The following is a 20,395-nucleotide window of genomic DNA, read 5'->3' as shown; positions in this document are numbered from 1 at the left end:
ATGTTGGAGCACTTCCCGGCTGTTAAATTAAACGAATAGTTGGAGCTATTCATTTGTAGAACTTAGCATTACAAATCTATGAAAAAAAAGTTTCGATTGCTTGCCTTTCCGCGGAATGGCATGATTAAACTATGGTTAATTATGCGACTAACGTTCGTCATTCTACTAATGAGCCTAATGCAGGTTTCGGCCAGTGTCTATTCGCAGGAAACCCGGCTTTCGGTTAACCTCGAAAACACAACGCTGGAAAATGCTTTGAATCAGATTGAACAGCAAACCCAATTTGTCTTCTTTTACAATGCCGACCAGATTCAGTTGAATGATCGGGTTAGCATCAATGCGAACGAGAGTAACATTGAAGACGTTTTGAACCGGTTGTTTGAAGGAAAGAACATCAGCTACAAAATCATCGACCGGCGCATCGTCCTTTTTCCGAAAGGCAGCAACGGCGAGCCCTCGGGCACGAAGCAACAACAGGCACATCCGTTGAAAGGAAAAGTGACCAACCCGAAAGGAGAGCCGATTCCCGGCGTTACCATTGTTATTAAAGGTACCACCAGCGGAACCATCACCGATGCGAACGGCAACTACAACATGGCTGATGTTCCGGCAGGAAGTACACTTGTATTCTCATTTGTTGGGATGAAAGCCCGGGAAATCGTTTCTACCGGCGAACCGACACTGAATGTCGTGATGCAGGAACAAACCATCGGTCTGGACGAGGTAGTTGCCGTAGGTTATGGTTATCAGAAGAAGAAGGATCTGACAGGTTCTATCGTTACCGTGAAAACACAGGACATGGAATCACTTCCCGTGCCAAGTGTCAGCGATGCATTGCAGGGACGTGCTGCCGGTGTTCAGGTTATCTCGCAAGGTGCGCCCGGAAGCGATGCGACCATTCGCATTCGTGGTATGGGAACCATTAACAACAACAACCCATTGCTGGTCATCGACGGAGTTCCCACAACAAGCGGACTCAACCAGTTAAATATGAATGACATTGCGACTGTTCAGATTTTGAAAGACGCTTCTGCTACCGCGATTTATGGTTCACGAGGTGCGAATGGAGTCGTCATTATTACCACCAAGAAGGGCGAGTCCGGCAAAGGCCAGATAAACGTGGACTATAGCTACAGCATTCAGGAAGCGACCAACATGATTAAAGTGTTGGATGCGTCACAATTTGCTGCACTCCACAACGAAATGATGGCCAATGCAGGTTTGGAACAGAATCCGGCGTATGCCAATCCATCTTCCTTAGGCAAAGGAACCGATTGGCTGGGAGCTGTTTTTAGTCCTGCCGGGATGAATAATCTTTCTGTCTCCTATTCAGGCGGAAGCGATAAGTCTAATTATTACGTATCCGGAAATATTCTGAACCAGGACGGAATTGTTCTGAATACCAACTACAAGCGTTACACGGTCCAGTTTAACAGTGAATCTCAGGTATTCAAGAATGTCAAGTTCGGTAACCGGCTCACGTTGAATCACGATATCAAATCAAAAGGTGACTACAACATCGGTAACACCATTAAAGCATTGCCGACACAGCCCATTTACAATGCAGATGGAACCTATGCGGGACCTGAAGGACGCCCGTCATGGGATGGTGATATTCGTAACCCGGTTGGTACAGCTAAGTTGATTGATAATTCCACAAAAGGTTACAACGTTCGGGGTGCAGTTTATGCCGAAATCACCTTGCTGGATGGCCTGGTACTGAAATCGAATGCCGGTTTGGAAGCCAATTTCTGGTACGGTCGTACCTGGTCGCCCAAATATGACTGGAAACCTAATCCACAGGACCAATCTTATTTGTATCAGTCTTCGAACAAGAGCATTACCTGGGTTTGGGATAACACACTTACTTACAACAAAACGTTCAAAGATGTGCATCATCTGACAGCGATGGTGGGAACCAGTGCCCAGGAAAACCGCTTCGATTTCATGAACGGTTCCATTCAGAACTTTGCCAGCGATCTGACGCAGCAACTGGCCAACGGAACGGACCAGGTGACCCTTGATGGAAATGCTTCCGAATGGTCGCTTCTCTCCTACATGGCGCGGGTAAACTACAATTACGCAGACAAGTATCTCGTAACAGCCACCGTTCGTCGCGATGGATCATCCCGGTTTGGTTCCGGGAACAAATGGGGTATCTTCCCGTCAGGTTCCGTTGCTTGGCGTATTTCGCAGGAGAATTTCTTTCAAAACGTCCATTTCGTTGATGATTTGAAGATTCGGGCAGGCATCGGCTTTACCGGCAACCAGGAAATCGGAAACTATTCTTTTGCCTCAAAACTGGAGACGGTAAAATATAACTTCAACGATAACATTGTCAGTGCCGTTGTGCCAAGGATGATGCCCAATCCCAATGTTAAATGGGAGTCTCAGGAGCAAATCAACCTGGGGTTTGATGCAACAATTCTGAATCAGCGAATCAACATCACTGGTGACGTTTATCAGAAGAATACCAATGACATGTTGGTTCCTATGTCGGTTCCGATTTCAACCGGTTATTCCGATGTAGACGTTCCGTCTATCAATGCCGGTAAAATGGAGAACAACGGAGCTGAGCTAACAATTTCCTCCCGGAACATCGACAAAGGTGATTTCAAATGGAACACAGATTTCAATATCTCCTACAATGAAAATAAAGTGACCAACCTGAATGATTCCATTCCGATGACCACTGGTAGTTTCAACTTCAATTTCGCGGCAGCACGTATTGCTGAAGGACAGCCGGTAAACGAGTTTTACGGATTCGTAACGGATGGAATCTTCCAAAATCAGCAGGAAGTTGATAATCATGCCGTGCAGGTTCCCGGGTTGGATCCTTATAACCGCACCTCAGCCGGTGACATTCGTTTCAAGGACCTGAACAGTGACGGTGTTATCAATGATGCCGACCGCACCTATCTGGGAAACCCAAGCCCAAAATTTATCTTTTCACTTAATAACACCTTTAACTACAAAGGATTCGACCTTTCGATCTTCTTCCAGGGAGTGCAAGGGAATAAAATTCTGAATGTCAATCGTGTTTGGAGCGAAGGAATGGCAGTTGCAGTTAACCAAACAACAGAAACACTGAAACGCTGGCAGAAAGAAGGAGATCAAACCAATGTTCCCCGCGCCGTTTTCAACGATCCGAACAAGAACACACGCCCTTCCGACCGCTGGATTGAGGACGGATCGTACTTGCGGTTGAAAAATGTGGTATTTGGATATACGCTTCCGGAAAATCTGACTACGAAATGGGGAATCAACAAGTTGAGAGTTTATTTCGCTGGCTCAAACCTTTACACGTTGACCAACTACACCGGTTTTGACCCGGAAGTACAGGATAACGGCCTGGGATCCGGAACGGTTAACGGTATTGACAATGGCTTGTATCCGGTGACCAAAACATTCAGTTTCGGCGTCAACATGAATTTCTAACGTGAAAAAAGATTCAACCATGAAAAAATATATCATTCTCATATTAGTAACGTTCATGAGTGTTGCCTGTAGCAAGGACTTCCTGGAAAAGGCACCGCTCGACTCTATCAATACGGCGAATTTCTTCCAAACAAAAGAAGACGCCATCACTGCCATCAACGGTGCTTATCAACCACTGCAATGGCCGAAGTTGTATAACATGCGCATGTGGACTACTGACATCATGGCTGGCAACAGTATTGTTGGTGCCGGAGGCGGAACTGATGGTATTGAAACACAAGACGAAGCCAATTTCGTTACCACGACTGATAATCCCGGCGTACTCGATCTTTGGCGTGGACCGGCCCCCGGTATTCTGCGTTGCAACATTATTCTGCAGAAAGTTCCTGACATGAACATCGACAAGGATCTGAAAAACCGGATCATCGGCGAAGCCAAATTTTTGCGTGGACTGTATTATTTCATCCTGGTTCGGTTCTTTGGTGATGTTCCGTTGATTACAGTCCCTCAGGAACCCGGAGACGACCTTCGTCCGAAGCGAACCGACAAAGCCAAAGTTTACGAGCAGATTATTGCCGATTTGACCGATGCCGAGCAGTTACTTCCACCCCGGTCGGAGTATTCAGGAAACGATATTGGACGTGCATCAAAAGGCGCAGCAGCTGGCTTGCTGGCAAAAGTATACCTGACGCTTGGACAATGGGACAAGGTGGTTACTTTGGCAAACGAAGTGGAATCACTGGGGTATGCACTCAATCCTAATTATGCCGACAATTTCGATGTAAATAACAAGAATTCGGTCGAATCACTATTCGAAATTCAGTATACAGGGAATGCCGGAGAAGGTTTCTGGGATAACACGAACCAGGCTTCCTGGTTGAGCACTTTTACCGGTCCGCGTAACTCCAACATGGTAGCCGGTGGCTGGGGATGGAACCAGCCGACCCAGGAATTTGTCGATTCATACGAACCTGGCGATTTGCGTAAAGATGTGACCATTTTGTATGATGGCTGCCCTCAGTTCGACGGAATGGATTACGATCCGGGTTATTCTACGACCGGATACAACCTTCGTAAATTCCTGGTGCCTAAATCGATTGCTTCTTCATATGACAATAGCCCTATGGATTTCCCGGTCCTCCGTTATGCCGATGTTTTGTTGATGAAAGCCGAAGCACTGAACAATTTGGGAAAAACCACCGAGGCGGAAGCTCCGCTGAATGAAGTACGAGCCCGTGCCGGATTACCGGCTGTAACCGGTTTGTCGCAAGCCGATTTCAAAGCAAAAGTACTTCACGAACGCCGTATGGAGCTGGCATTCGAAGGTCAGCGCTGGTTCGATTTGATTCGCGTCGATAATGGCGATTACGGGTTGAACTTCCTGCATTCCATCGGGAAAGTGAATGCAACTAGTAAATTCCTCTTGTTGCCTATTCCGCAAAAGGAAATTGATGCCAATCCGAACCTGACACAAAATCCGGGTTACTAGATCGGAGTAGAATAAATTGAATCGTAATTCAAGAAAAAGGACAGAGTTATATTCGGACTATCCTTTTGTTGACAACAGGGAAAGCTCTGCCCCTTTTCAATTAAATCAATGAAACATGAAAAAATTCAATATCCATATATTTCAGCGGAAACGAGCCAGGTTAAATATCGGCTATTTAACGCTGGTCGTTTTGTTAGGTATATCCTCGGTGTTCATGATGAACTCATGTACCAAGGACGAGCCGGTTAATATTACTATGGGAGAACCAGTAGCCATATCAACATCAGCCGACAATGTTGTGCTTTCGCAGAAGAATGACGCCAACGTGGCTGTAAGCATTAACTGGACAACCGGCAGTAATCAGGGAACAGGGAGTTCCATTTCCTACACGCTCGATATCGATCAGGATGGCAACGGATTTGCCAATGCCAAATCGTACAACATGGGTAAAGCGGTATATAAACGAGACTTTACCGTAGCAGAACTGAATGATCTGCTGTTGAATTACTGGGGAATTCAACCAGGTACCGCCGTTAAGTTGGAAGCCCGCATCACTGCTAAAATTGCCAATGAAAATGTACCGGATGATGTGACTGAACCCATTAAATTCACGGTAACACCCTACGAACCGGTATCCAGTACCCTTTACCTGATTGGAGACGCTTCGCCTAACGGCTGGGACGCCAACAATGCAATAGAGATGACACCGGATGAAAACGATCCGACAACCTTTACCTACCAGGGAACATTGAAGGCCGGGAATCTGAAGTTCATTACTACATTGGGTTCGTTCCTTCCTTCGTACCAAAAAGGGAAAGATGACAACACCCTCGTGTACCGGACAGATGACACACAGCCGGACGATCAGTTTACCATTGCAGAAGATGGTATATACATTGTGAAACTGAATCTGGTTGATTTGACGATCAGCATTACCAAACAACCCGGTCCTCCATATGATAAGCTCTACCTGGTTGGTGATGCCACGCCAAATGGTTGGGATATTGCGAATGCCACCCCAATGGTGCAAAACCCGGATAATCTCTTCCAGTTCACTTACGATGGAGTTCTGACTCCCGGAGAGTTTAAAATCCCAGTGAATACAAACACCGACTGGAACCAGGATATGTACATGCGTGATCCGTCCGATTCAACGAAGATCTATCTGCACAACGGAGGAGATCCAGATGACAATAAATGGACGATAACCAATGAAAACCAGTACCACGTGATGGTTGATTTGAAAAAAATGACCATCACCATCGAGCCGTTGAAACTCTACATTGTAGGATCGGCAACTTCCATTGGATGGGATATCACCAACGCGATTGAATTGACGCAGGACCCGAACAACTGGTATATTTTCACATTCCAGGGAGATTTAGGGGAAGGCGAATTCAAATTCCCGGTCAACCGGAATAGTGATTGGGGCCAGGATATGTACATGATGGATCCGAATGACCCGACCAAAATGTACCGTCACATCGGTGGCGATCCGGATGATAGTAAGTGGACTATTTCGGCAGCCGATGCAGGAACCTACACCCTTACGCTTAATGTTCAGGATTTAACCATCGATATTCAAAAACAGTAATTGACAAACCGGCGGAGAGGAGTCCTCTCCGCCGGCATTTACTAATTCACAACGAACGGTAATTTCCCGAGTGAAAACATCGTTTCCCAAGTTAACCGAAGATGACAGGAATTAATCGAATCTATTACCTACTTATCGTATTCGTGCTGGCAGGTTGCAGTAAACCGGAAGCACCGGCTCCTTCACCTGATGGACCGGATGATCCGACTACCAACACTGCGGTAAAACTCTCAACCGACAAAGCCTTGTATCATCCCGGCGATGTGATACAGTTTACGTCCGACAAGACATTAACTTCCTCGGCAAAAATCAGATATCGTCATTTAAATGAAGTTATCAAAGAAGAGGCTTTTCCCGGGAAAACCTGGCAATGGACGGCTCCGAATACCGATTTCATGGGATACATGGTGGATGTGTATGAAACAGTAGATGGAAAGGAAGTTGTATATGGGAGTATTGGGGTGGATGTTTCATCCGACTGGACACATTTTCCCCGATACGGTTTTCTTTCAGAGTTTTCGGGTGATGTGACAGCCGATGATATTAATTCACAACTGACAAAACTCACACGATATCATATCAACGGCCTTCAATATTACGACTGGCAGAACAAGCATCACATGCCTTTAAAGATGGATGGTTCACAACCTGCTGCTGAGTGGCAGGATATTGCCAAACGCGATGTCTCCTTCGACGTGGTGAAAGGTTACATTGACAAAGCGCACGAATACGGTATTGCCTCCATGTTCTACAATTTACTATATGGTGCCTGGGACGACTATGCAACAGATGGCGTTTCCGCTCAGTGGATGCTTTATAACGATGCGAATCATCAGAATGTGAACAAGCACGACCTGGACAACAACTGGGCATTGAGTGACATTTTTGTGCTCGATCCGGCCAACCCCGACTGGCAGAAATACATCGACGATCAAACGGCATTGGTATATCAGTTCCTTGACTTTGACGGCTGGCATCTTGACCAGCTAGGTGACCGCGGAACAGTTTACGATTATAATGGTCAGAAAGCTGATTTACCATACGGCTTCAGCTCGTTCCTGAATAATATGAACCAGCGTTTTCCGAATAAAAAGATGGTAATGAATGCTGTCAATCAGTACGGCCAGGCCAATATTCTGTCAACGCCGGTCGACTTCGCTTACACGGAAGTCTGGTCACCCAATGATACTTACGAAGATCTGGCAAGCATTATTCAGGATAATACAACGATGGGCGGTGCAGGAACCAAAACTGTTTTAGCCGCGTACATGGATTACGACAAAGCCAATTCTACCGGCTATTTCAATACGCCTGGGGTTTTGATGACTGATGCCGTTATTTTCGCTTTCGGCGGAAGCCATTTGGAATTGGGAGAACACATGCTGGGCAAAGAATATTTTCCCAACGACAACCTGCTGATGCGAACCGACTTGAAAGAAGCGCTGACTCGCTATTACGATTTTCAGGTTGCCTATGAGAACCTGCTACAAGGTAACGGCGATTTCAACACACCATCGGTAACTTCGCTCGACGGACAAATCAACATCAACAGCTGGCCGCCGCAAACCGGAAGCGTTACGGTAACCGGAAAAGATTTGGGTTCAACGCAAGTCATCAATCTGCTGAATTACATGGATGCGACCAGTCTGAATTGGCGGGATGCATCGGGAACACAACCTTTTCAGCCAGTAATAAAAGACCTGCCGCTTCAAATTGAAACAACCAACACAGTAAAAAAGGTCTGGTACGCTTCACCGGATTACCGTTACGGTTCATCCGAAGAATTGGTATTTACGCAGGACGGTTCTACCCTCACCTGTACCGTACCTAAAATGCAGTACTGGGGAATGTTGGTAATAGAATATAATTAGCAGAGGAACCCCAAATTCCATATAGAATAAATAAAAAAGTAGAAGGATCATCGGTTCTACAGGAGGTGTTTTGCCTTCGCGGAATCGAATAACACTAGAAGAATGAAGAAACGAATTATACAGGCAGTTGCCTTTGTTTTCCTCTTAACAGGAATTGCAAAAGCTTCAGATATTGTTCATCCGGGAAATTGCCGGAGTTACACTGTCGATGGAAATACGGCTGTTTTCAGTTGTGAGAATAACATCAAAGTACAGATAAAGGAAGTTGGTCCGGGAGTCATCCGCATTTGGTATGATACCGACGATTTTCATCGGAATAATCAATCCTTTGCAGTGGTAGCCGACGAATCCAATGGAAATCAAAAGCTGAATATCTCGGAGCAACCGCAACATTACGAAATTTACACCGGCGACTTGATCATCCGGGTACGAAAAGCCCCTTTTCACATCAGTATTTTCAACAAGTATCAAAAACTCCTGATGGATGATTATCAGAATCGTGGCTTTGAGATGGATTCTACACAAATGGCTAGTCACATCAGTCTTCGTCCGGGGGAACGCATCTACGGACTAGGCGAAAAGAATGGACCCATCAATCGCGTCGGGCATCAGTTTAAAATGTGGAACAGCGACAATCCCTGTTACCAGGTCGATAAAGACCCTTTGTACAAGAGCATCCCCTTCTTCATGAGCAGTGAAGGGTATGGTATCTACTTCGACAATACCTTCAAGACGACCTACCATTTCGGCACTGAATCAGCCGATAACTATTCCTTTGCTACGCCGGGTGGAGAAATGATTTATTACTTTATTTACGGTCCTTCTTACAAACAAATCATTGGCCGGTACATGAATCTGACCGGACATCCGATTATGCCGCCCGATTGGGCATTAGGATTCTCGCAATCGCGTGGTATGTTGACCAACGAAAAACTCACGCGGGAGATTGCCAACGGATTTCGCAAACGCCAAATTCCCTGTGACATTATTTTTCAGGACATTGGCTGGACCCAATATTTGCAGGATTTTAACTGGCGAAAGGAAAACTACATGGATCCGGTAAAGATGTTGGATGATTTGGAAAATCAGGGATTCAAAGTAATTGTTTCGCAAGACCCCGTTGTGTCGCAGAACAATAAGAAGCAGTGGAACGAAGCCGATTCACTGGGCTACTTTGTAAAAGACATCCGTACCGGGAAAAGTTATGACATGCCCTGGCCGTGGGGCGGAAACTGTGGCGTCGTTGATTTCACCAATCCGGCAGTAGCCGACTGGTGGGGCAATTACCAACAAAAGGTCATCGACCAGGGCGTTCGTGGCTTTTGGACTGACATGGGCGAGCCCGCCTGGAGTAACGAAGAGGCAACAGACCGCCTTAACATGAAGCATTATCTGGGAATGCATGCCGAAATACACAACGTTTTCGGACTTACATGGGACAAGGTCGTGACTGAGGAATTCGAAAAACACAATCCTAACACCCGCATTTTCCATATGACCCGTTCGGCTTTCGCCGGAATGCAGCGGTACACCTTTGGCTGGTCAGGCGATGCCGGCAATGGTGAAGATGTGACCAAAGGCTGGAAAAAACTAGCCGGGCAGATTCCTCTAGCTCTTTCCGCCGGGATGGGCGGCATTCCTTTCTGGAGTTGCGATATTTCTGGCTATTGCGGCGATATATCCGATTATCAGGCGGAAGGAGAACTCTATACCCGATGGATGCAATTCGGGGTATTTAATCCCATCAGTCGGACCCATCACGAAGGAAACAACGCAGTGGAACCCTGGCGTTTCGGCCCTAAAGTAGAGGCGATTTGCAAAAAAGCAATCGAACGGAAGTATCAGCTCTTTCCTTACATTTATTCGTATGCACGAAAAGCGCACGACACAGGCCTTCCGTTAATGCGTGCCCTGATGCTGGAATATCCGGATGATCCGGAAACCGCCGACCTGAACATTGAGTTCCTGTTTGGAAAGGAATTGCTGGTGGCTCCGGTTACGGAAGAAGGCGCTGCATCGAAAAAAGTATATCTGCCCGAAGGTAAATGGATTGATTTTGACCATCCCGAAACCATTTATGACGGAAAGCAGTGGATCGATTATCCCGTTTCGTTGAAAACCACGCCCCTCTTCGTCCGCAAAGGCTCCATCGTTCCCATGATGCCGGTAATGCAATACATTCAACAAGATCCGCATTATCCACTGCTCCTGCGTGTTTATCCTGCATCTGTGAATAAAAGAGCCTCTTTTTCAGTCTATGAAGATGATGGCGAAAGTAATGACTACAAACGCAATATCTTCGCCGAAAGGCAACTGGTTTGCAGCACCAGCCGCGAGGCTTACACGATTAACTATTCACTTAAGGTAGAAAATGGTTATCAGGTTACTCCCAGGGAGTTAGTATATCGGCTTTATTTAAATGAAGCACCTCATTCCATTCTCACACAGGACGGTAAGATGAAGAAGGTGAGAGAAGCCTGGAATTCTTCTGAGAAACATCCCTCAAAGCGTCCCCAGTGGTCATGGGATAAAGAAACAAGGGTTTGTACTATCTACATTCCGGCTAATCAGGAAGTAGAACATATAACCATTGAGAAATGACAGTCAATGACATAAATATGAAACAACTACTGATAGTTTTCCTGGGATTGCTTTTAGCCGTAATCTCTTCTTCTTGCCGGAAAAAAGAGAAGATATTGTACCAAAGCCCCGCGTTTACGGTTTTTTCCGACCGCGTGGTTCAGGATAGTTTTGTTGGCAAAGCACTGTCGGACACGCACATGGCAACAAACTATAAAAGTCCGGCAAAGCAGGCTTTTAGCCCTGTAATTCAATTTAAATTCAGCATCAATGGGAAAGACAATGAACTGGACTACAACGTTAATCACACGGCTGATTTGACTCCGAATGGAGACCAGCCTGTTGTTATCAGCATCGTTTTTGGGCAGAAGAGCGAGCCTTCTGTCAAAGAAGCCTTGGTGAAGAATCTGCCGGAGAATACTCACGTGCAGTTCAACCTCAATATGCGTCCGGTTTTAGATGCTTTTAAAACCAAAGGGTATTACGAGGATGTGCATGGAAATAAAATCTACCGGAAAGATTTCAAAGGCGTTTATATCGCCGGAAGTGCTTTTCCATTGAATTGGGATTTCGAAAACCTCCCAAACAACAAACAACTTGAACTTACTGATCCTGATGGTGACGGAATTTACAGCGTTCAACTGGTATTTAATGCATTCAATCCGGATGCGCATGTAAGACCAGAATGGAAATTGAAAAACGACATCGCTCAATATCCGGTTTTTAGTAGCGAATCTCCGCTACTGAACGCTATTTACCGGCTTTCGCTGGACGAACTGAAACAGGACATCGAAGCGGACAGCACATTCCGCACCGGAGATAAATGGGGAGGCGTCTGGACCCGGGACATCAGTTACAGCATTGTGTTGTCGCTGGCTATGTTGGAACCGGAAGTGGCCCCAATAAGCCTGATGAAGAAGGTCAGGGACGGTCACATTATCCAGGATACCGGGACCGGAGGAGCCTGGCCGGTATCGTCTGACCGCGTGGTGTGGTCGTTAGCTGCCTGGGAGATATACAAAACCACTGGTGACAAAAAGTGGCTGAAAACGAGCTACAGGATTGTCCGTAACTCGGTAGAATGTGATCAGCGGACCATCGTCGATCCGGCAACCGGATTGATGCGTGGCGAATCATCGTTTCTCGATTGGCGGAAACAAACCTATCCCCGTTGGATGCAACCCATTGACATTTATGCTTCGATGAGCCTGGGAACCAATGCCGTTCATTACCGAACGCTCAAGGTGTTGGGCAAAATGGCCAAAGAACTAGGGGAAAGCGATTCATGGAGTGCCAAAGCTGATTTACTGAAAAAAAGCATAAATGCACACCTCTGGGAAGCAGAAAAGGGTTACTACGGACAATATCTTTATGGTCGGAATTTCTTCAGTCTTTCGCCCCGTTCTGAATCCCTTGGCGAAGCATTTACCTTGCTTTTCGGCATTGCCGATTCATCCAGAAGCCGGTCAGTACTGGAAAACACACCGCTCCTGCCCTACGGGATTCCTTGTATTAATCCACAAACACCTGGTATTTCGCCGTACCACAACGATGCCAGCTGGCCATTTGTACAAGCTTTCTGGACATTGGCTTCAGCCAAAGAAAAGCAGCAAAGCATGGTCGCTTATAGTTACGCAACACAACTTCGGGCCGCTACTTTGTTTCTGACAAATAAAGAAAATATGGTTGCCGAAACAGGCGATTTTGCCGGAACCGTACTGAATTCCAGTCGTCAATTGTGGAGCATTGCCGGTCAACTGGCCATGACCTACCGAATCATATTTGGTATCACCCCGGGAACTGACAGTTTGTATTTTCATCCGGTTATTCCGGAAAACTTTGGCGGAACCTACCAACTAGACAACTTTCATTATCGGAAATCAATTTTATCATTGACTGTTAGAGGTTTTGGCAATTCCATCTCATCTTTCTATTTAGATGGAAAACAGCTTGAAAATCCTGTTATTCCCTCCGGTTTAACCGGAAAACATACCATTGAGATGACCATGAACAACCATCCAGATGGGCCAGCGGTGAAGATGGCTCCTTTTATCATCGCTCCTAATACTCCGGAGGCGAAGCTCAAGGGAGACGTTTTGACATGGAATTCCATTGAAGGAGCTGCCAACTATCGAGTCATTAAAAACGGAACGGTTATCTCGGAAACAAAGGATACCACAAGCCTGATTTTTAAAACAAATGTACCAGCAACCTATCAGGTTTCAGCAGTGAAAAATGACGGAACTTCATCGTTTTTAAGTCAACCGGTTGAAATACAGCCAACATCTTCTGACATAGTGGTTCAGGCTGAGCATTTCAACTATCACTTAAAGAAAAAAGTAAGTGGTTATAAAGGTGATGGTTACGTTGAATTTAATCTGGACCAACGAGATCCGTTTAGTTTTATGATAAACTTATCTTCTGCAGGAAAATACCGCATCCGTTTCCGATATGCGAATGGTAGTGGCCCGGTAAATACCGACAATAAATGTGGTATCCGCTCTTTCTATGTAGACAATCAATTTCAGGGAGCCCTGGTTTTCCCACAAAGGGGGAAAAACGAATGGTCCGACTGGGGATGGAGCAATACGGTGGAGGCTTCGCTGAAGAAGGGAAATCACCATTTTCACATTCAATTTAACGATTGCAACACCAACATGAATGGTAAAATTAACCGATTCTTATTGGATGAAATTCAATTAGTTCGAATACCAAAATAAACAGAACACCAAATTGAGCAGAGGAACGAGCATTCGCGTCTCTGCTCAATTTGAATGATTAACCGAAAGAACCGATACTCGTCTGAGTAAGGCCACCCCTACTCTCCAATCACTTTTACATTCAATTCTCTCCTACAGAACGCGCGGATATCTGAGTATGCTAACCGGCGTCACTGCAACTCAGTCTGTATTTCTAGCTTTTATGGTAAATTTAAGGAAACATCCGTCTGGGCGAAGACCTAATCGACCTGCATAAGAAAAACCAGACCATTGTATTTCGGCGAAAGAAAAAGCTTGAAAAGTGTAGTTATTCCGGAAAACGTTCGTCTAATCGGGTGTAAAAAGTGATGAAAATGACAAAACCAATGTCCGAAATAGCATTCGAGCAACTGGTTTACGAAAATCAGGCAGTGCTGATAAAGGTGTGCAACATCTTCTGTAAAATACAAGCCGACAAGGACGATCTATTTCAGGAGATTACCATCAACCTATGGAAGGGGTTGCCGTCGTTTCAAGGGAATTCTAAATTGTCAACATGGATTTACCGGGTTAGCCTGAATACGGCTATTTCAAAATCGCAGCGAAAGAGGAAAAATCTGATTCGTTATACGGAAAGGCTGCCTGAGCACAACGGCCTGATTTCGAACGAAGATGCAGTTGATGAAGAGCAAATACAGATGCTTTATGCGGGAATAGAGCGGCTAAAGCCGGTTGAAAAGGCACTGATTCTGCTTTATCTCGAAGAGCATTCGTATAGTGAAATCGGTGACATCATGGGAATCAGCGAAAAGAATGCGGGCGTTAAGTTGCACCGAATTAAACGAAAGCTTGAAAAAATTCTTCAGCCTTGCACCAATCTCAAAACATCGGAAGCATGAAAACAGACGATATAAAACAAATCTGGAAATCGGCCAACACTGATGAAACTGTCGGGAAACAGTACTCGCTGAAAGAAATTCAGGAATACCGGAAAAAGAAGTCGCGTCAATTTTCGCAGAGTGGTAAAAGGATTATTTACTTTGATATGGGCTTTAAAGGCCTGCTTGTCCTTGCACTTCTATACCTGATAACATTTCAGGTCGCAGAGCCCGTTTATCAGCAAATTATCGTTGTTCTGATAAGCGTCACGGCGATACTACTTGGTATGAACTTTATTTATCTTAAAAAGCTGGAAAAGATAAAAGAAACTGATGCAGTGATGAATAACCTGAAGAACCAACTGCATTACTTCAAAAATACCTATCGGAACTTTATCATCAACAGCTCGTTCTCCAATCCGATTTTCGTGGTAACAGGTTTCTTCTTCTATTTTCAATTTAAATACCATGAAATCAGGATGGGAACGCCTTGGGAGGACCCTGTGTTGTATTTATTTCTGTTGGCTGCATTTATCATCTCTTTGGGAGCCCAATGGGCAAATTACCGTAACGAGTTAAAAGAGTTGACGGAAGCCATCAAAGACCTTGACGACGAAAGTATTGCTTCGCTGAAGATTGAAGAACACCGAATGAGCAGGAGAAGAAATCTGTTTATGTACACGATTTTAATTGTTCTCGGAATGCTTGTACTTCTTTATTTTCTACTGTAAAACAGCACTTTGTAACTAAAACAAAAGCCACTCCCTTTAAAACAGGAAGTGGCTTTCTTCGTTATATTGAAACTGTTCTATTTCAATGGATCAGCTCCGAGTGTACCGTACAATTCGTCGATGTAAGCATCCGACTGCACATGAGTCAACTCTTCTCTGGCTTTTTTCAATTTTGTTTCCAGGTCAAGCTTTTGTGCAGCTTCTTCCAAATTCTCACGATCAAGGGCGTCTTCCAGGTACGTGATGGTCTGGTTCCAGAACTTAATGTCCCTTTCCTGCTTCACTTTCAGACGATGCTTGTACCAGTCGCTGTTCATCACATATTCGCGGGTAAACAATTGACGAACATCGGGATGTTCGCGGTCCTTACCTTCGTACTCACCGTTAACCATAATGGATACAAGTGCCTGCAACGGCGGACACAGTGCTTCGTAAGTACCGTCCGTCATCAAACCTTCGGCTACCCGTTTTTGCGTAATGGAAAGGTTTTTCAGCGAATGCACGAATGTTTCTTTATCCTGCATTTCAGGCCGCAGCATGTCCTTCGTGAAAACCGCATCAGGATTATTGAAAATACGGCCGAGGAAATGGTGAACGAACTTGATGGTGATTCGGTAGCCAAGCAGACTTGCCTCAATCACTTCTCCCTCATGTTCAATATTCTCCACTTTTTCAAGATATCCGTTCTCGATCAGATATTTCGGGTCACGCTCTTCGACCGACATGCGGGAAATAATTTCAGGCATCAACAAGCTGATATCGTGGTCGACTTTGTATTTTGGACCAACATAACCAGCAGCCGATGAAAGTGGCTCATATCCCGTAAGAATGTACGACAGCAACGCATTGTTCAAGTCTGCTGCCACCAACAGGTTGTTGAACGGTCCTTTCGTCAGCGCACCTTCTGAACCGAAACCGGTGGTAGACGGCGATTTACCCGTAATACTACAGATAAAATCGATGAACAACTCCGGCAATTCCTGGTAATGAATTGGGTTGTAAATAGCCAACGGCGGAACGTTATTTTTCGGATCGGCCGGATTATTTCTACGTCCCGGAAGGACACTATTCACCGGAAGGTAAAGCGGTTTACTTGTTGGAATCTTGCGGAAAATTCGTTCACAGACTTCAGCAATGTATTTATCTGTCGGCTCTACCAGATCGGGGCGAACCTGCAGGTAACGCGGATTCTGAGATGGAACGCCGTTCACCAGACGAGGTTCGGAAGGAACAACGAGGTAATTGGGCTCATCATTTTCCAGGAAGTTGTTGATCAAATCCTTCACCGGCTGGGTGTAGAAGTCAAATCCAATGGTGTCTTCCTTAATCTCCTTCACCTGTTCCCTTGTCAACGGCTCGAAGTTGGACAAGAACGTATTCGGGCTTGCCAAGTCACTCTCAGCTTGTTTATCGTATCCTTTAATCACACAATCATCCGGGCGTTGAAAGAGCCGGGCCTCGCAGTTGGTCAGCAATTTCACGCTGGGATTCGAATATTGCGGGTTCAAATCCGACAGCTGATCGGTTTTTACAATGATGGACGCGGTAATATCATCTTCCACCTGCACTTTTTGTGCCGGATAAAAATCCTGACGTACCTGGAAAATGCGCCAGGAATTGTCGAGGTCGTGACCTACACGCAGATAGTTGGAAATCAACTTACGCCCCATGAATTTCAGTTCATTACCCGGGCTTCCGTTTATCTGGTCGACCGAGAAGAATTCACGCCAGTGCTTGTCCCACTCATTGTGATAACGACGTTTGACAATGTAAATCAAGTCTTTAATTCGTTGCGGAACAGACTGCAACCACAAGTTGTATTCATCGGAATACTCATCGGCGGGTGTCAATAGTTTAATGACCGAACCTAACGAGCGGGTCGAGTCGAGAATACTGCGGGATGGCTTTGTATATTGATACGGTTCTTTGAAACGGTTGGAAAAATCCATTCCCATGATTTCCTCTACCATATTCAAGTCTTTCTGCAAATCGTCGGAAACGATCACTGAGCCCTGAATCATGGCATCTCTAATGGATTTCGAGATTTCTGATTTTCCACCACCGGAAACGGTACAAGGCTTGTGACAAAGTGTTCCTTCGGCCACTGCACCGGTGAGGTGCCAATGGTGACCATTCATTCGCTTCCGCATTTGTATGCGGTAGCCTGACGGCAGAATATAGTGTTTTGTCGGCAGCAGCTTAATGCTGTGATTGCTGTTGCCATTTGTCCAGCTAACCGACTGTTCGAAGATATTGAACTCAGCGTTTTCAGGAATGTACAGAATATCCGGATTATTCTTATCGATACCGTACCCTTCCGGTTGAACATTCATCAAATCACTGTAAAGGCTGGTCATTTCCTTAAATGTGAGGTTATTGGTAGGCAGACGATCATCCAGCATGAATCGTTCTCCTAAATCGTAGCTTTGGAAAGCAAGCGCTCCACCGGCATGTTCTTCTTCGCAAAGTCCGTATAAGTTGGCTGAATAACTGATTTGCGTTTTGACCTCCTTTTTACAGTACCCGAAGTAGTTGTCGGCAATAATGGTCACCACTACTCCCCGCTCGTCACGGGCTGTGATTTTAAATGCGCCACCGTCGTTGTACAGCTCATTCTCGTCCTTCCAGCACATTCCGTCGCGACGCTGCCTTTCGGTAGCATCATCGTAGTGCGGAAGTCCCAGATCTTTTTTCTTCATGTGAATGAGATGTGTTGCCAGAATTACACATCCCGAGTGGCCTGTCCATGTTTCCGGATCGAGAGCGGCATCATTTTCAGGAAGATTCGGGTCGCCGGCATTACCAAAAATGGATTCGACGAAATCGAGGTTACTAATCAGGTTTCCCGGTGCCAGGAAAAGCACTTCCATCGCCTTTTCCTTTGTGAGGCCCGGAACTTCAGGCACAACAACCGGACGCAACATCAGGCTTAAAAACAGTTCAGCCTTATCTTCCTGGTCCGAAGTAAACGGGAGTTCCATCAAATCTTTCGGTGGATCCAAAGCCGCTTCCAGCAGTTTGGCAAATGTCTGTTTCGGAACCGCTTTCTTGTCGTTCGGAACCGGCAAGCCACCCTCTACCACGTGAAAAACGCCTTTGGTAGTACGTTTATCATGTTTCGGGTTGTGCAATATTCCCTGGGCTGTCCGGTACGACCGAACAATATCCGTTTCGTAACAATCCTTATTCGGGGAAATAGACATCATGCGGGCCAGACCATGTGTGTCGAGCACAAATGAATTTCCCGGGAGGGAAATATTTTTTTTGCCGGGTACTTCAGCCAGGTAATCATTCAGGAAGGTCTGAATCCGTTTTCCGATTGGAGATAAATGACTGGACAGCAAACGGGTTTGTTCCTTGTAATTATCCAGTAAAGGGGTGGCTATGTCTAAAAACTGAGCCGTTCGTTCATCCTGGTAATAAGGAAACCCAAGCGCAGCCAACTTCAGATTGATGTACTGAATCTTCTTTTTCTTGTTGACAGTACGTTTTTTCGTATCAATACCAGCGCCATAAGTCTTTCTCATCGTCAAATCCTTTTATTATTAGTAATCAAACTACCAAATTTACAAATAAATCATCCATTAAATCCTTACAATATGTACAACCAGCGAGGTTTTCGAAAGTTTTAAAATAGGGATAATATACGGTGATTTGAAAGCATTCAAAATTGGCGTTCTACACTATACTTTTCTCTCTTGTCTTTTGGAAAAAGAAGGTTTCTTAATTAACATATAAGCGTTAATTAAACACAGATTTTCCCTTCAATAAACAAAATTCACTATTCCTCAATTTTTTTCAACCTCTACTGCCCTAAAGTTGTTAAACCGGAGAAATAACCTGAAAAAAGAATTTTAAACCATTCAATAAAAAAAGAAAAAATGGCAAAACTGGTATTGGTCCGTCACGGACAATCCCTTTGGAACAAGAAGAACGTATTTACCGGCTGGGTTGACGTCCCGCTGTCAACTGTCGGAATTGAAGAAGCACTGAAGGCTGGTGAAACGCTGAAAGATCTCGAATTCGACGTGGTTTATACTTCGGTGCAGGTTCGTGCCCTCGAAACGGCTATGATTGCCATGGCGAAGAACAAGAGCGAAAAAACCCCGGTAGTGATTCATCCTGATGGTAAAATGAGCGAATGGGGCGTTATTTACAGCGAAGAAATGAGCAAGAATGTCATTCCGGTTTACCGCGACTGGCACCTGAACGAACGCTACTATGGTGAACTCCAGGGAATGAACAAAGCCGAAACGGCTAAAACCTACGGCGACGAGCAGGTTCATATCTGGAGAAGAAGCTATGACGTTCCGCCGCCAAACGGCGAATGTCTGCAGGATACGGCTGAGCGTACTATCCCCTTCTTCAAGGAAAATATTCTGAAGCAGTTGAAGGAAGGCAAAAACGTCTTGGTTTCGGCCCACGGAAACAGTCTTCGTTCCATTGTAATGTTTATTGAAGAACTGTCAAAAGAGGAAGTACTGAAGCTGGAAATTCCCACCGGCGTTCCGTTGCTGTTCAGTTACGAAAACGATAAACTTACCCGGGAATAATTGACTTTTCCGGAATAAAATATAAGGCGGACAAGGAATTTCACTCCTGTTCGCCTTTTTACTTTCGCTGTTCAACTTTTTTGAAGCATTTAGATGATTTCCCTGAAAAGAACCGACTCCGAAGACAACGATTTTATGCAGCTCGTCACACTACTCGATGCCGATTTACGGGTGCGCGATGGCGACGAACACGCGTTTTACGCACAATTCAACAAGATTGATCAAATCAGACATGTAATTGTAGCCTACCGGGATGAGAAGCCTGTAGGTTGTGGCGCGATAAAACCTTATGATGCCAGCACGATGGAAATCAAGCGGATGTTTGTCCTTCCGGAACTGCGCGGAGCGGGTATTGCGTCAGAAGTCCTGAATGCCTTGGAAAGATGGGCCGCGGAACTTGGATATGAAAAATGCATTCTGGAAACAGGCGTGAAGCAACCGGAAGCCATCGCGCTGTACACGAAAAACAGCTACGACCGTATTCCCAACTACGGACAGTACAAAGAGGCCGAAAACAGTGTTTGTTTCGAGAAACCGCTGAAATTGCCCGGATAAAACAACA

Annotated in this window: 11 protein-coding genes; 10 read left to right on the top strand and 1 reads right to left on the bottom strand. The window is 45.4% G+C overall.

Going from position 1 to position 20,395, the window contains the following annotated elements:
* Positions 1 to 141 precede the first annotated feature (141 nt).
* The 8 genes from CLV93_RS13540 to CLV93_RS13505 all read left to right on the top strand — a co-directional run bounded on the left by CLV93_RS13540 (position 142) and on the right by CLV93_RS13505 (position 15,280).
* Positions 142 to 3,438 carry a TonB-dependent receptor gene (locus CLV93_RS13540; protein ID WP_246187244.1) on the top strand — a complete coding sequence of 1,099 codons (3,297 nt, stop codon included), beginning with the start codon at positions 142 to 144 and terminating at the stop codon, positions 3,436 to 3,438.
* 19 nt (positions 3,439 to 3,457) lie between these two features.
* Entirely contained in the window at positions 3,458 to 4,927 is a 1,470-nt protein-coding gene (locus CLV93_RS13535; RefSeq protein WP_106542894.1) for a RagB/SusD family nutrient uptake outer membrane protein, read from the top strand.
* A 115-nt stretch (positions 4,928 to 5,042) separates the two neighbouring features.
* Entirely contained in the window at positions 5,043 to 6,521 is a 1,479-nt protein-coding gene (locus CLV93_RS13530; RefSeq protein WP_106542748.1) for a SusE domain-containing protein, read from the top strand.
* Positions 6,522 to 6,622: 101 nt separating this feature from the next.
* On the top strand, positions 6,623 to 8,392 hold the full coding sequence (locus tag CLV93_RS13525) for an endo-dextranase (protein WP_106542747.1): 1,770 nt from the start codon (positions 6,623 to 6,625) through the stop codon (positions 8,390 to 8,392).
* Between the two features lie 102 nt (positions 8,393 to 8,494).
* Positions 8,495 to 10,993, top strand: coding sequence for a glycoside hydrolase family 31 protein (locus tag CLV93_RS13520; protein WP_106542746.1), 2,499 nt, complete (start codon positions 8,495 to 8,497; stop codon positions 10,991 to 10,993).
* Positions 10,994 to 11,010: 17 nt separating this feature from the next.
* Entirely contained in the window at positions 11,011 to 13,692 is a 2,682-nt protein-coding gene (locus CLV93_RS13515; RefSeq protein ID WP_170108952.1) for an alpha-L-rhamnosidase-related protein, read from the top strand.
* A gap of 353 nt (positions 13,693 to 14,045) precedes the next feature.
* Entirely contained in the window at positions 14,046 to 14,570 is a 525-nt protein-coding gene (locus CLV93_RS13510) for an RNA polymerase sigma factor (protein WP_170108951.1), read from the top strand.
* Positions 14,567 to 15,280, top strand: a complete 714-nt coding sequence (locus tag CLV93_RS13505) for a hypothetical protein (RefSeq protein ID WP_106542743.1) — start codon at positions 14,567 to 14,569, stop codon at positions 15,278 to 15,280. Before CLV93_RS13510 ends, CLV93_RS13505 begins: the two co-directional genes overlap by 4 nt.
* A 77-nt stretch (positions 15,281 to 15,357) precedes the next feature.
* On the opposite strand, the gene CLV93_RS13500 is transcribed toward CLV93_RS13505, so the two are convergent.
* Positions 15,358 to 18,807, bottom strand: a complete 3,450-nt coding sequence (locus CLV93_RS13500) for a PPi-type phosphoenolpyruvate carboxykinase family protein (protein WP_106542742.1) — start codon at positions 18,805 to 18,807, stop codon at positions 15,358 to 15,360.
* Between the two features lie 354 nt (positions 18,808 to 19,161).
* Here CLV93_RS13500 and CLV93_RS13495 point away from each other — a divergent pair, with 354 nt between their 5' ends.
* Together CLV93_RS13495 and CLV93_RS13490 are read left to right on the top strand one after the other, a co-directional pair.
* Complete coding sequence (locus CLV93_RS13495; protein ID WP_170108950.1) at positions 19,162 to 19,833, top strand: 2,3-bisphosphoglycerate-dependent phosphoglycerate mutase; 672 nt, start codon at positions 19,162 to 19,164, stop codon at positions 19,831 to 19,833.
* Positions 19,834 to 19,926: 93 nt separating this feature from the next.
* The gene (locus CLV93_RS13490) at positions 19,927 to 20,388 is read left to right on the top strand and encodes a GNAT family N-acetyltransferase (RefSeq protein WP_106542741.1); all 462 of its coding nucleotides are present in this window, start codon (positions 19,927 to 19,929) and stop codon (positions 20,386 to 20,388) included.
* Positions 20,389 to 20,395: the final 7 nt, after the last annotated feature.

Origin of the sequence: Prolixibacter denitrificans (assembly GCF_003014495.1) — a bacterium.
Taxonomy (GTDB): domain Bacteria; phylum Bacteroidota; class Bacteroidia; order Bacteroidales; family Prolixibacteraceae; genus Prolixibacter; species Prolixibacter denitrificans.
The sequence above is the reverse complement of the archived record's forward strand: the minus strand, read 5'-3'. Positions and strand labels throughout refer to the sequence as shown.